Annotated in this window: 10 protein-coding genes; 2 read left to right on the top strand and 8 right to left on the bottom strand. The window is 68.4% G+C overall.

Features of this window, described 5'->3' with window-relative positions; genetic code table 11:
- The first annotated feature begins 96 nt into the window (after positions 1-96).
- Positions 97-1,146 carry a LacI family DNA-binding transcriptional regulator gene (locus AC1DYX_RS08250; RefSeq protein ID WP_477258151.1) on the top strand — a complete coding sequence of 350 codons (1,050 nt, stop codon included), beginning with the start codon at positions 97-99 and terminating at the stop codon, positions 1,144-1,146.
- A 21-nt stretch (positions 1,147-1,167) separates the two neighbouring features.
- On the opposite strand, the gene AC1DYX_RS08245 is transcribed toward AC1DYX_RS08250, so the two are convergent.
- The 8 genes from AC1DYX_RS08245 to kduI all read right to left on the bottom strand — a co-directional run bounded on the left by AC1DYX_RS08245 (position 1,168) and on the right by kduI (position 9,569).
- Entirely contained in the window at positions 1,168-2,370 is a 1,203-nt protein-coding gene (locus tag AC1DYX_RS08245; protein ID WP_477258150.1) for a glycoside hydrolase family 88 protein, read from the bottom strand.
- 17 nt (positions 2,371-2,387) lie between these two features.
- Entirely contained in the window at positions 2,388-3,629 is a 1,242-nt protein-coding gene (locus tag AC1DYX_RS08240) for an oligosaccharide MFS transporter (RefSeq protein ID WP_477258149.1), read from the bottom strand.
- Positions 3,630-3,728: 99 nt separating this feature from the next.
- On the bottom strand, positions 3,729-4,664 hold the full coding sequence (locus AC1DYX_RS08235; protein ID WP_477258148.1) for a carbohydrate kinase family protein: 936 nt from the start codon (positions 4,662-4,664) through the stop codon (positions 3,729-3,731).
- The gene (locus tag AC1DYX_RS08230; RefSeq protein WP_477258146.1) at positions 4,661-5,875 is read right to left on the bottom strand and encodes an AGE family epimerase/isomerase; all 1,215 of its coding nucleotides are present in this window, start codon (positions 5,873-5,875) and stop codon (positions 4,661-4,663) included. Before AC1DYX_RS08230 ends, AC1DYX_RS08235 begins: the two co-directional genes overlap by 4 nt.
- A gap of 10 nt (positions 5,876-5,885) precedes the next feature.
- Entirely contained in the window at positions 5,886-6,911 is a 1,026-nt protein-coding gene (locus tag AC1DYX_RS08225) for a hypothetical protein (protein WP_477258144.1), read from the bottom strand.
- A gap of 15 nt (positions 6,912-6,926) precedes the next feature.
- Positions 6,927-7,952, bottom strand: a complete 1,026-nt coding sequence (locus AC1DYX_RS08220; protein ID WP_477258142.1) for a sugar kinase — start codon at positions 7,950-7,952, stop codon at positions 6,927-6,929.
- Complete coding sequence (gene kduD, locus AC1DYX_RS08215) at positions 7,949-8,704, bottom strand: 2-dehydro-3-deoxy-D-gluconate 5-dehydrogenase KduD (protein ID WP_477258140.1); 756 nt, start codon at positions 8,702-8,704, stop codon at positions 7,949-7,951. The genes AC1DYX_RS08220 and kduD overlap by 4 nt, the downstream gene beginning before the upstream one ends.
- 16 nt (positions 8,705-8,720) lie before the next feature.
- Positions 8,721-9,569 (bottom strand): 5-dehydro-4-deoxy-D-glucuronate isomerase, encoded by an 849-nt coding sequence (kduI, locus tag AC1DYX_RS08210; protein WP_477258138.1) that lies wholly within the window; start codon positions 9,567-9,569, stop codon positions 8,721-8,723.
- A gap of 694 nt (positions 9,570-10,263) precedes the next feature.
- Between kduI and AC1DYX_RS08205 the strand changes: the two genes are divergently transcribed.
- Positions 10,264-12,958: putative Ig domain-containing protein (locus tag AC1DYX_RS08205; RefSeq protein ID WP_477258136.1), on the top strand; the 2,695-nt coding region annotated here is incomplete at its 3' end.

Here is a 12,958-nt window from a genome sequence, read left to right as displayed (position 1 = left end):
TGGCATTTCCGTTGGTACGGCGGTATGATGTGTCAAGGAGATAAAAAGTGAAATCGATAACAAAGCCGTCTGGGCAGACAACAGGACAAACAATCAATGAGTAGTGAAACGAAGCAGGGCGACCGCCCCACAGCCGTGGCGACCGTATGGGACGTGGCGCACAAGGCCGGCGTCTCTGCAATGACCGTCTCGCGGGTCATCAACGGCAATGCGAGCGTCAGCGACAAGACGCGGGAGAAGGTCAACCGCGCGATCCAGGAACTGAATTACCAGGTCAACGTGGCGGCGCGCGCGGCGCGCATCGGCACCTTGCGCGTCGGCCTCCTGTACAGCAACCCGAGTGCCGCGTTCCTCAGCGCCTTTCTCGTCGGCGCCCTGGGCGAATGCAGCCAGACGGGCGCGCACCTGATCCTCGAGAACTGCGACAACCTGCGCAGCCAGCGCAAGGCGATCGACCGCCTGATCGCGGACGGCGCCGACGGCATCCTCGTGCCGCCGCCGCTGTGCGACAACAAGGCAGCCCTCAAGCAGCTGTCGGAACTGGGCATCCCGTCCGTGGCGGTGGCCACGGCGCGGCCGTCGCCGCAGATGTCGGCCGTGYGCATCGACGACTACGAAGGCGCGATGACGATGACGAAGCACCTGCTGGCGCTGGGCCATACGGACATCGGCTTCGTCAAGGGCGACCCGGAGCACACGCCGGCCCAGCTGCGTTACCAGGCCTTCATCGACGCCATGCGCGAGGCCGGCCTCGAGGTGCGCGCCGAGCGCGTGGCGCAGGGCATGTTCACCTACCGTTCGGGGCTGCTGGCGGCACGCGAACTGCTCGCCCAGCCGACGCGGCCCACCGCGATCTTCGCCAGCAACGACGACATGGCGGCCGCCGTCATCGCCGTCGCGCACGGCATGCACCTGCAGGTGCCGGAAGACATCGCCGTCTGTGGCTTCGACGACACGCCCGTGGCGACGACCGTGTGGCCGGAACTGACCACTATCCATCAGCCGATCTCGGAAATGGCGGGCAGCGCCGTCGCGCTGCTGGTCGAGCACATCCGGGCGCGCCGTGCCGGGCAGTCGTACATGCCGCAGCACCGGCTGATGCCGTACACGCTGGTCGAACGCGAATCGACGGAAGCGCATGAGTGATGCGCTGCCGTCTGGCGTGCGTCACCAGTACGGACGCCAGGTGCGCGTGAGCCGGACGAGCGCTTCCAGGTAGAAGTAATCCCCCCAGATGCAGGCCTCGTCCACGCCGACGCCGTTCGGCTTGTGGTACACGGCGTGCTTCAGCAGGCCGGCGCCCGCCGTGCCGCTGGTGTCGGCATAATCGGCCGCCAGTGTGCGCACCATCCCGGCGGCCGCGCGCTCGTACGTGGCGCGCAGCGGGTCGGCCAGCGGCAGCTGGCGCGCCAGTTCGAGCAGGCCGCAGGCGGCGATCGCGGCGGCCGAGCTGTCGCGCGGCTCCGGGCCGGACGTGAACACGAGATCCCAATGGCAGATGCCGTCCGCCGGCAGGCGGTTCAGGTAGTAGTTGGACAGCACTTTCGCCAGGCCGATCAGGCGCGCGTCGCCGTTGTGGCGGTAGACGAGGGGGAAGCCCGAGATGCCCCAGGCCTGGCCGCGCGCCCAGCAGGAATCGTCCGCATGGCCCTGGTGCGTCTTGCCGTGCAGCGGCGCGCCGCTGGCCGGGTCGAAAAAGAAAGTGTGGAACGTAGAGCCGTCCGCGCGCACGATGTGGCGGGCGGCGGCCTCGATGTGCCGGTCGGCGGCGGTGCGGAACGCCGGGTCGCCCGTGTGGTCGCTGGCCCAGTACAGCAGCGGCAGGTTCAGGTTGCAGTCGATGATCATGCGGCCGCGCTGCGCGGGGTCGGAGAGTTCGCCCCACGCCTGGATGATGCCCGCGTCCGGCAGGTAGCGCTGCAGCAGCAGGCGCGCGGCACCGAGCGCCGCTTCGGCCGCAAGGGGATCGCCGGTCAGCTCGTAGCCGGCCACGCACGAGAGGCTGTACAGGAAGCCGAGGTCGTGGTGGTTGACGTTGATCCGCTGCGCCTGGCGCGCGTGGAAGCTGCGCACGTGGGCGAGCGCGGCGTCGCGGTAGCGCGCGGCGCCGGACAGCTCGTACGCGAGCCACAGCATGCCGGTCCAGAAGCCGTTCGTCCATTCCGTGTTGTCCATCGCCTTGTAGACGCCGCCCTGCGACGAGGGCATCGGGAAGGCGTCGCCGAACCWGGTGWGGTTGCGGTCGACGGCGTCGAGCGCACGGCCGATGGCGCGGGAGAGGGTCGCCTGGTCGGCGCCATCGTTCCAGTGCGGCGGCAGCGCGCCGGTGTTCAGCGGCTCCAGCCTGGCCGCGTTCAGGGGTGGGTGCATACGTACTCCTTCAGGATTCATTTGACGGGTTCGGCGAGCGGCTCGGCCGCGGGTGCCTTCGCTTCCGGCGGCGTGGGCAGCAGGAAGAAGGCGGACAGGACGAGGAAGACGAGGCCCAGGCCCGCCAGCAACAAATAGGTCGACGAGAAACCGATGTGGTCATAGCCGATGCCGGCCAGTGGCGACAACGCGAAGATGCCGATCGAGTGGCCGAAGCTCACGCCGACCATGTACACGGTCGACGCGAAACGGTTGTCGAAGTTGCGCGCGATGTAGCGGAAGATCGAGACGGCGAGGATGGGCAACTCTACCGAGTGCAGCAGCTTCATCGCGGAGATCGAGACGGGACCGACGGCAAGGCCGGAACCGGCGATCCGCACGAGCATGATCGAGCCGGCCAGCAGCAGGCCATTCTTTGCGCCGATGCGGCGCACGAGCAGCGGCGCGAGGAACAGGCCGCCCGCCTCGAGGAAGATCTGGGTCGAATTCAGGTAGCCGAACATGGCGACGCCGGTCTGCGGGTCCGGGAACAGCGACGCGAAGTAACGGGAGAACTGTTGGTCGAACACGAGATACAGATTCGTCACGCCCAGTACGAACACCATGAAGCGCCAGAAGCCCGGCATGCGCAGCAGCGCGAACGCGTCGGCGAGCCGTACGCTGTCCTTGGCGCGCACGCCGGTGTCGGCCGGACCGGCGCGCCACACCGCCAGCAGCGCCAGCATCAGCACGCCGGCCACGGACGCCAGTGCGAAGTTGATGCCCGGGTCGATGTTGTAGATGCGGCCACTGAATGCGGCGGCGCTGGCGAAGCCGAGCGAACCCCACAGCCGCACACGGCTGTATTCGAAGCCGTCGCGCCGGCCGATGCGGTCGACGTAGGATTCGATCGCATAGCTGCCGGCAGCGAAGGTGATGCCGAGGTAAAGGCCGCCTACGGCCGCGCCCAGCAGGATGTTCGCCTTCAGCAGCGGCGCATAGAGGAACGGGAAGAACAGACCGGAGAGCGCGACGAGCGCGGCGACCGTCCACAAGATGTTGCGGCGGGTGCCTACGCGGTCCGCCACGAAGCCGTAGATCGGTTGCGAGCACATCGCCGCGAAAGCATTGGCCGAGAAGACGAAGCTCGTCTCGGTGCCCGACAGCTTCATGGTCGAGCCCAGCCACACGGCGAGCAGCGAGATGCTCATCGCCTGGGCGAAAAAGTAGATGAACAGGAAGCCGCACAGGAATCTGAAGTGCGTTTGCCGTTTTGCCATGTCATGTCTCCTGGGTCAATATGCGATCTTGGCGTCGCTGGTCGTGGCTAGATACTGTTGGGCGGGCGCGAGGATGTCAATACCCGCCCGGGCTAGCGTTCATGCCTGCGCTTCGTCGCGCTGGACGGCCGTGGTCTCGGCCAGCGCCAGCACGGCCTCCAGCGCCGGCGGCTGCGCCCCGGCGACGCGGCACGCCGCGGTGCCCGCCGCGACGGCGAAACGCAGGTGGTGGCTGCCGTTGCGCTCCGGCCACGTCATGAGGCTGTAGAGCAGGGCGCCGATGCTGGCGTCGCCGGCGCCCACCGTGTCGACCACGTCCACGCGCGGCGCCGCGGCCCGCCAGGCGCCGTCGGGCCGGATCAGGTGGGCGCCGTCGCCGCCGCGCGTGAACAGGAACGTGGCATCGGGATGCATGGCGCGCAGCGCCGCCAGCGCGGATGCCGTGTCGTCGTGGCGGAACAGGCCGTGCAGGTCTTCGTCCGACACCTTGACGACATCGGCCAGCGCGACCATCGCCTGCAACGTGGCGTCATAGCCGGCGTCCATCAGCGCGCGGTAGTTCGGGTCGTAGCTGATCTTCACGCCGCGCCGTTTCAGGTCGCGCGCGAGCGCGACGAGCGTGTCCGCGAGCGGTGCGCGCGCAAGGCTGATACCGCCGAAGTGCACCCAGGCGGCGCCGTCCTGCCAGCCGTCCGGCAGCCGGGCCGGGTCGAAATGCAGGTCGGCGCTGTCCGTGCCGATGAAGAAGTAGCGGGGCGGGTGGCGTTCGTGCACGACGGCCAGCAGCGGCGGCCGGTCGACCTGCTGCAGGAAGCGGGCATCCAGGCCTGCGGCGGCGTTCGCGCAAGCCAGCTCGGCGCCGAACACGTCGCGGCTGACGGCGCCGGCGAAGGCGCTCGGGATGCCGAGGCGGGCGACGACGCGCGCCACGTTCCACGTCGACCCGCCCGTCTGGCTCGTCCACGTGCCGGGGCCCGTCGTCAGCAGGTCCGTCAGCGCCTCGCCGGCGGCGACGAAGCGGGGCAGCGCGCTCATCGCGTCTCCTCGAGCGCGCGCAACACGTCGTAGCAGGCGCCCATCGTGTGGTAGTCGGTCTTGCCGGCCGGGCTCTTTTCGTCGGTCAGCTTGCGGTTGTCCGGCCCGAGGATGCGGTACCAGGCGCCGTGTTCATGATCGACGAAATGCTTCCAGCTATAGGTCCAGATGCGGTCATACCAGGTCCAGTACGCCGGATCGCCCGTGCGCACGGCGAGCAGCGCGGCGGCCGCGAAGCTTTCGGCCTGCACCCAGAAATACTTGTCGCCGTCGCAGATCGTGTCGTCCGGCGCGTAGCCGTAGCAGATGCCGCCGTGGTCCGCGTCCCAGGCACGCAGCAGCGCGGCGTCGAACAGCTGCATGGCGCGCGGGGCGAGCCAGCCGGCTTCGCCGTGCAGTTGCGCGCGGTGGCGTTCCAGCTGCAGCAGCAGCTTGGCCCATTCCGTCAGGTGGCCGGGCTGGTAGCCCCAGGGACGGAAGATGTTGGTCTTGTCGTCGCGGTTGTAGTCCCAGTCCACCGACCAGTCGGTGCGGTAATGCTCCCACACGTAGCCGCCGGCCAGTCCGGCCTGGCGCACGGTGATGTTGCGGGCCAGGGTTTCGGCGCGGTGCAGGTAGCGGGTCTCGCCCGTCGCCTCGTATGCGGCCAGCAAGGCTTCGCACGAGTGCATGTTGGCGTTCTGGCCGCGGTAGCCGTCGAGGGTGCCCCAGTCGGCGCTGGCCTGGTCCGCGTACAGGCCGTGCGCGGGCTCCCAGAAGCGGGTCTCCATCAGGTCGAACGTCTCGGCGATGTAGCCGCGCGCCTCCTGGACGCCCGCGCGCAGCGCGTGCGCATATGCCAGCACGACGAACGCGAGGCCATAGCAATGGTTGTCGCCGTCGAGGACCGTCCTGCGGCCGCCTTCCCAGGCGAGTTGCCAGGCGTAGCCACCCGTGGCCGGATCGCGATGGACGTCACGCAGGAAGGCGACGCCGTGGCGCACGGCCGCCAGGTAGTCCGGGGTGCCGAAGCGGCGCCAGGCCATCGCGTAATTGAACACGAAGCGCGTGCTGCTGACGAGATGGCGGGTCGTGCGGTCGTACACGGTGCCGTCGTCGCGGAAGAAGTGGTAAAAGCCGCCGCTCGGGTCGATGCAGCGCGGGTGGTAGAACCGCATCGTCGTCGCGACGTGGTCGAGCAGGAATGCGGGGGAGCGGAAGTCGGGTGCCATGGCTCGTTGTTCAGGATGAGGTTGGGGAGGACGCCTGCGGCCAGGCGGCGATGCGGTAGCGCGTTTCCCAGGGCGCGTCCGGGCCGATCGCGATGCCCAGCCGGTCCGCCAGCGGATGGCCGGCCGGCGCCGTCGCGATGCGTCCCAGGTCGAACAGGCTGTTCACGGGTTCGGCGCCGAGGGCCACGTGGTTGCTCATCCAGGGAAAGTGGATGCGCCCGCCGTTGCTGACCCATAGCAGCAGGTCCGGCAGCTGCGCCGTATCCCACCACAGGCCGACGCAGGCGTCGTAATCGAGGTAGTGCAGGGCGAACGGCGCCTCGGCGCCCGGAGCGTCCAGCGCGCGCACCTGCAGCAATTCCTCGGCCGGCGCGGCCAGCGGCAGGTGGGCCAGGTCGACGTCGCCGTCGATGCCGGCCAGGCGCGCCAGCGATTTCGAGCGCATGTCCGGCAGCAGCCGCGACACGGCGCCAGCGGGCTGCGCGGGATAGCTGAAGATGCCGTCGTGCGGGCCGAGCATCACGCGCACCCGGCCGGCCGACGGCGGCACGCGGAACGTCGGATGCAGCCCGGCGGGCAACCGGGCAGGCCGGCGGGCCCACACGCGCAGCACGATGTCGATGGCCGGCCCGTCCGGATCGGCCGCGATCACGCGTTCGATGTGTTCGATGGGTGAGCTGGCCGGGTAATCGATGGCGAGGTGGATGCGGCGCTCGTCCGCGCTCACGCAGCGCCAGTGATGGTTCGCGGCATAGCCGTGGTTCCAGGCGTCGTCGGGGGCGTGCGTGCGCCAGGACGCGGGCAGGCCGTGCGGCGGCTCGGTGCACCCGAACGGCACGCACGGCCATTCGCCGCGCAGGCGCCGCATGATGCCGGGCAGGTTGTCCGCGCGGGTCATGCCGGCCCAGGGCGCGACGTGCATGATCTCCAGTTCGCGCTCGGCGCCGATGCGCAGGCTCAACGGCCCGAGCATCGCACCCAGCGATTGCACTTCCGCGCTGCCGTGCTCCCAGGCGAGACGCCAGCTGCCGCTCATACGCGCCTCCATGCGTCAGCGCCGCACATCGTAGGCTCCGGTACGGACAGCCTCGATCTGGTCCGCGCGCGCGAGGTTGAAGTCGCCCGGGATCGCATGCTTCATGGCGGCGGCGGCCAGCGCGAACCCGGCCACGTCGGCGGTTTCCATGCCGGACTGCAGGCCGTGCAGGACGCCGGCGGCGAACGCGTCGCCCGTGCCGATGCGGTCGACGATGCCGGACAGGCGATAACTGCCTCCCGTCACGGAATCGGTGCGCGTGTGCAGCGCGGCCGACAGTTCGTGTTCATCGACGCTGTGCTGGACCCGTGACGTCCAGGCCAGCAGGTCCAGGTGCGGGAAGGCGGCGAACGCGGCCCGGGCCGCGTGCGCGGCGCGTACGGGGTCGGCCAGGTCCGGTCGGTCCAGCACGAGGGCGAGGTCGCGCGGACCGGCGAACAGGACGTCGGCCTGGCGCATCGCTTCGAGCAGCAGTCCGGCGCCATCCTGGCTCCGTTCGGCCCACAGCGAGGCCCGGTAATTGCCGTCGAACGCGACGCGCACGCCACGCGCGCGGGCCGCGGCCATGGCCGCCAGCACGGCCCGGGCGGGGTTGTCGCCGACGGCCGGCGAAATGCCGGACACGTGCAGCCACGCGGCGCCGTCCAGCAGCGCTGGCCAGTCGTACAGGGCGGGATCGGCCAGCGCATAGGCCGAGCCGGCGCGGTCGTAGATGATTTCGGAAGGTCGCACGACGGCGCCGGGCGCGATGAAATACAGGCCCATGCGGCCCGGGCACAGCCGGATCGAGGACGTGTCGACGCCGTGGGCGCGCAGGCTGCCCAGCGCGGCGTGGCCGAGCTGGTTGTCGGGCAGGACGCTGACCATGGCCGTGCGGTGGCCGAGCAGCGCGAGCGAGACGGCGACGTTCGCTTCCGCGCCGCCCGTGCACGTGTCGAGGCCGGGCGTCTGCAGCAGCATGCGGCCCGGCGGCGGCGCGAGGCGCAGCAGGATCTCGCCGAAGCAGACGATGCGGCCCGACATCGGGGTGGCAGCGCTCATCGGGCGAGCCAGCCGCCGTCGACGGGCAGGACGATGCCGTGGACGTAGTCGCTGGCGCGGCTGGCCAGGAATACGGCGGCGCCGGCCAGATCCTGCGGCTGGCCCCAGCGCCCGGCCGGGATGCGCGCGAGGATCGCCGGCTCGCGCACGGGATCGGCGCGCAGCGCGGCGGTGTTGTTGGTGTCGAAGTAGCCCGGTGCGATGGCGTTCACGTTGATGCCCTGCGCCGCCCATTCGTTGGCCAGCGCGCGCGTGAGGCCGGCGATGGCGCTCTTGCTGGCCGCGTAGGCCGGCACGCGGATGCCGCCCTGGAACGACAGCAGCGACGCGATGTTGATGATTTTCCCGCCGCCGTTTGCCGCCATGTGGCGCGCGGCCGCCTGCGCCAGGAAGAACGGGGACTTCAGGTTCGTGTCGACGACGGCATCCCAGTCGGCCTCTTCGACGTCGAGGCTGTCCGCGCGGCGGATGATGCCGGCGTTGTTGACGATGATATCGAGGCGGCCGTTCAGCCCGACCGCGGCATCGACGACCTCGCGTACGGGCCCGGTGGACGACAGGTCGGCGCGCACGTCGAGGAAGCGGCGGCCGAGGGCCGCTACCTGTGCGCCCGTGTCGGTGGCGGGGCTGCGCCCCACGGCGACGACGTCGGCGCCGGCTTGCGCGAGGGCGACGGCGATGCCCTGGCCGAGGCCCGTGTTGGCGCCGGTGACGAGCGCCGTGCGCCCTGCGAGATTGAACAGGTCGAGCATGTCGGGGTCCCCTTCCTTATTTCAGCTGGCAGATGTCCAGCACCTTCATGTCCGTGTAGTCCAGGTTCTCGCCGCCCATCGCCCAGATGAAGGCATAGTTCGCGGTGCCCGAACCCATGTGGATCGACCACGGCGGCGACACGACGGCCTGCTCGTTGGCGACGACGATGTGGCGTGCCGAATCCGGGGCGCCCATGAAGTGGAAGACGCGCTGGTCGTCCTGCAGGTCGAAATAGAAATACACCTCGGAGCGGCGCTCGTGCACGTGCGGCGGCATCGTGTTCCAGACGCTGCCCGTCTTGAGGATCGTGAGGCCCAGCAGCAGCTGCGCCGACTTGCACACGCCCGGGATCACGTACTGGTAGATCGTGCGCTCGTTGGACGTGGCGGAACTACCGCGCTCCAGCGGGATCGCCTGCGCATGGGTGATCTTGGTCAGCTCGTAGCGGGCGTGGGCCGGCGTCGACGCGAGGTAGAAGCGGGCGGGGTTGGCCGCGTCCAGTGACTCGAACACGACGTCGGCACTGCCCATCGGGACGTACAGGCCGTCGCGCGGGGCCAGTTCGAACGCCTGGCCGTCGACGGTGACGCGGCCCGTGCCGCCGGCCACGTTGATGATGCCCAGTTCACGGCGTGCGAGGAACGGCTGGCCCGCGGCGGATGCCGGTTCCGTGTGGGCGGGCAGGGCCAGCGGACCTTGCACGGGAGCCGCGCCGCCGATGACGAAGCGCTCGTCGTGGCAATAGTTCAGCGTGACGGTGTCGGCCGCGAACAGCGTGTCGATCAGGTAGCGCTGGCGCAGCTGCTCGTTGCTGGCGCCGGCCATCATCTCGGGGTGGGTGGCGTAATAAGTCTTCTCGAACACTGCGGTCTCCTGGTTGCTCGTGGTTCGGTTGGTGGCTGTCGGTTATCGATAACAATCATAACAGGGTATTTCAAAAAGTCAAACTTTCGGGATGGGGCTGCAACAACCGGAGGCCTGTGTGGCGAAAATCGTGGGAACTGGCGCATCGGCGTAAAAGGGTAATGCCTGGGGCAAAAAAACTGTACACGTCCGGGAAAAATTGTTATCGTTAACGTGCGCTTCTACCGGCTGCCGCCGGTTTGGCGATCTCCTTGTGGGCATGTTCCAGCCCGCGTTCAACCTGTCCGATCAACCGGGCAGGTTTTTTTTTGCCCTGTTCTCCCGGGTACCGCCAGCGCTCCGGATTCTTCCTTGTTTCCCTATTCCGAGGACCGCTACGGCCGGCGCTTATGCCCGTATCCGGCGTCGGCGGGACACGGGCGAAGCGGCGCCCCGTCCTGCGCAGCAGGAAACGCCGGGAAATTTTCGAACCGAATTTGTCGCGAAAACAACAATGTGAGCTAACGATAACACGTTCGCTGTGCGTTCGTTATCTTCATGCTAAGATCGGCGCGCTATCGATAACACAACAGCTGCCAGGCAGTGTGGTCGATGGCATCCAACGATTTGGTTAGCAAAACTTATAAGGACAATCATGTATAACCATGCACATCCGAGGTGGAGGGCGTTGCGCAGCAACGCGAGAGGAAGCATCGTGGCGCTGGCACTGGCGTCGGCGCTGGCGTTGCCGGGAACGGGCGCCCACGCAGTGCCGTTCGTCGCCACCCCCATGGCCCAGCCGGTCGCCAGTCCGGCCGGGTTCCGGCATCCCGACCTGGGCTTCACGCCCGAGCAACTGGAGTACGTACGCGCGCAGATCCGCGCCGACGTGGAGCCGTACAAGACGTACTACGGCATCCTGGCGACCGTGTGCTGCAGCTACGCGAACATCAACCTGCAGCCGACGAACCGCGACGCAACCAAGGTCGATACGCCGAACACGCCGAACTACAACGGCACCACGGCGCAGACGCGCATGATCAACGATTCGCAGGGGGCGTTGACCCAGGCCATCCTGTACTACGTCACGGGCCGCAACGAGTACCGGCGCAATGCGATGCGCATCCTGCGCACGTGGAGCAACATGAATCCGAACGGGTACGCGTATTTCCCCGATGCGCATATCCACAACGGCGTGCCCCTGTCGCGCATGCTGATGGCCGCCGAAATCATGCGCTACACGCCGGCCGATCCCACGTACACGGATTACCCGCTCGCGTGGACCGACACGGACACGCAGAAGCTGAAGGACAACCTGATCGATCCGATGGAGCGTACGTTCTTCGCCAGTAACGAGCGCTTCATGAACCAGCACAATTACTCGCTGGTCGGCCGCCTCGCCGGTGCGATTTTTACGGACAACCGCGCGCGCTACGACGAAACCGTCGAGTGGATGACCGTGAACGCGACTTCGACCCGGCAGGACATCAACGGCGCGCTGCTGCCGCTGATCCCGCGCATCGAGGCGGACAACCCCCTGAACAAATATGGCGTGCCGTTCTACCAGATCCAGGAAATGGCACGCGACCAGGCGCACGGCGGCGACAACGTCGACATCCTCGGCGGCCTGCTGCGGATGGTGAACGCACAAGGCACGAAGGTCGATCCGTACACGGGCAAACCCTCGGGCAGCGGCGATGCCGTGAGCGTATACCGCTTCGGCGGCGACCGCCTGCTGCGCGGCGCGAACGCCTACGCGCAATACATGCTCGGCTACGACACGCCATGGGCCGATACGACGGGTGGCACGTCGAACATCTCGCCGGCCTACCGCGGCCGCCTGTACGAGGTGGACGCGATCCCCGAGATCTACAATGCGTACAAGTACACGGAGGGCGTCGACGTTGCTGCGGAGGCACCCTATCTGGCCACGGCGGCGGCGCATGCGAACGGTCCGGCGATCCCGTGGGGTCCGGCGACGCCGAACGACAAGGACATGGGCCCCACCGCGTTCTTCACGCTGCCGCAGGCGCTCACGGGCGTGCCGCTGCCGCCCGGCGTCCCCGGCATCCTGGAGACGGAGCGCAAGTCGATCTTCCTCGACGGCGACTGGACGATGCGCACGGAAGGCGAGCGCACGTACGGCCACGCGGCCGTTGCGCCGGTCGGCGCGACGATCGTGTTCCATGACGTCCAGTACGCGGACCGCTCGAAGTATGCGCCCGTCGGGATCATGGTGCGTGCCAGTGCGCCCCTGACGTTGTCCGCCAGCGGCAGCCGCAACGCCAGCCCGTGGTCGCTGATGACGGTACCGGACACGCACGGCCAATGGCGTTACATCGTGCCCGACACGGCGGCCGCCGCCATCGGCAATCGTGCGCTCGGGGACAACATCATGTATTTCCGGTTTTCCGGTCCCGAAGGCGCGACCGTGGACGTGGACTACGTGAACATGGCGGCGCCGACACAGCTCACCCCGCCGCGCTTCGCCATGCCCGTGTTCCCCGTGACGGAGGTGGTCGTGCAAGGCGTGCCCTACCATGCGAACTACACGGCGACCGACGCGAACCCGCTCGACACCGTCGCGTACGAGGGCGTCGGGCTGCCGGTCGGTGCGACCATCGACGCGGCCAGCGGCGCATTCGACTGGACGCCCGGGCCGGGGCAGGCCGGCGTACACGACATCGTGATCAGCGCGACGGACGGCGTGGCCATCAGTACCATGACGGCGCGCCYGAACGTGCAGCCGGACCGCGCGTCCGCGTTCCAGGCCGCGCTCGAAGGCTACGACCCGTCGGCCGCGTACACGACGCCGTCGCTGGCGACGTTCAAGGCGGAACTGGCCCCGTTGCAGCAGGCCGTGCCGACGGCGTCCGACGCCGATTTCCCGGCCTTGCTGAAGGCCGTGCAGGCGGCCGTGCGCAAGCTCGAGCTGGTCAATCCGCACGTGGCCGACGACGGCAGCCTGGACTGGAGCAAGAACATGGTGACGACCATCGGCTTCGGCGCCGACCGTCCGGCCCTGCTCGTGGACGGCAACTACAACAGTTATTCCGGCGACCTGCGCGCGCCCATCTCCATGGATTTCGGCGAAAACTACCGCGTGGCCGTCGGCGCTTTCGGCATCCAGGCGCGCTACATGTTCGCCAACCGCTCGCAGGGCGCCAACGTGTACGGGTCGAACGATAACGTGAACTGGACACTGCTCACGCGCCGCGAGACGACCGACACGAGCGGCCATAACTTCGAGATGGAAGTCATCCCCGTGCTGCCGGGCCTGGAGAACCAGAAGTTCCGCTACTTCATGGTCCGGGTCGACCATCCGGGGCCGCCGACGGATCCCGCCTATCCGGGCATTTCTTCGTACGGCGAATTCCGCTTCTACGGGACGCGTTACGACCTGCTGGCAC

The sequence above is a fragment of the Massilia sp. P2_C2 genome, assembly GCF_056404615.1.
This window is presented reverse-complemented; position numbering and strand designations above follow the sequence as displayed.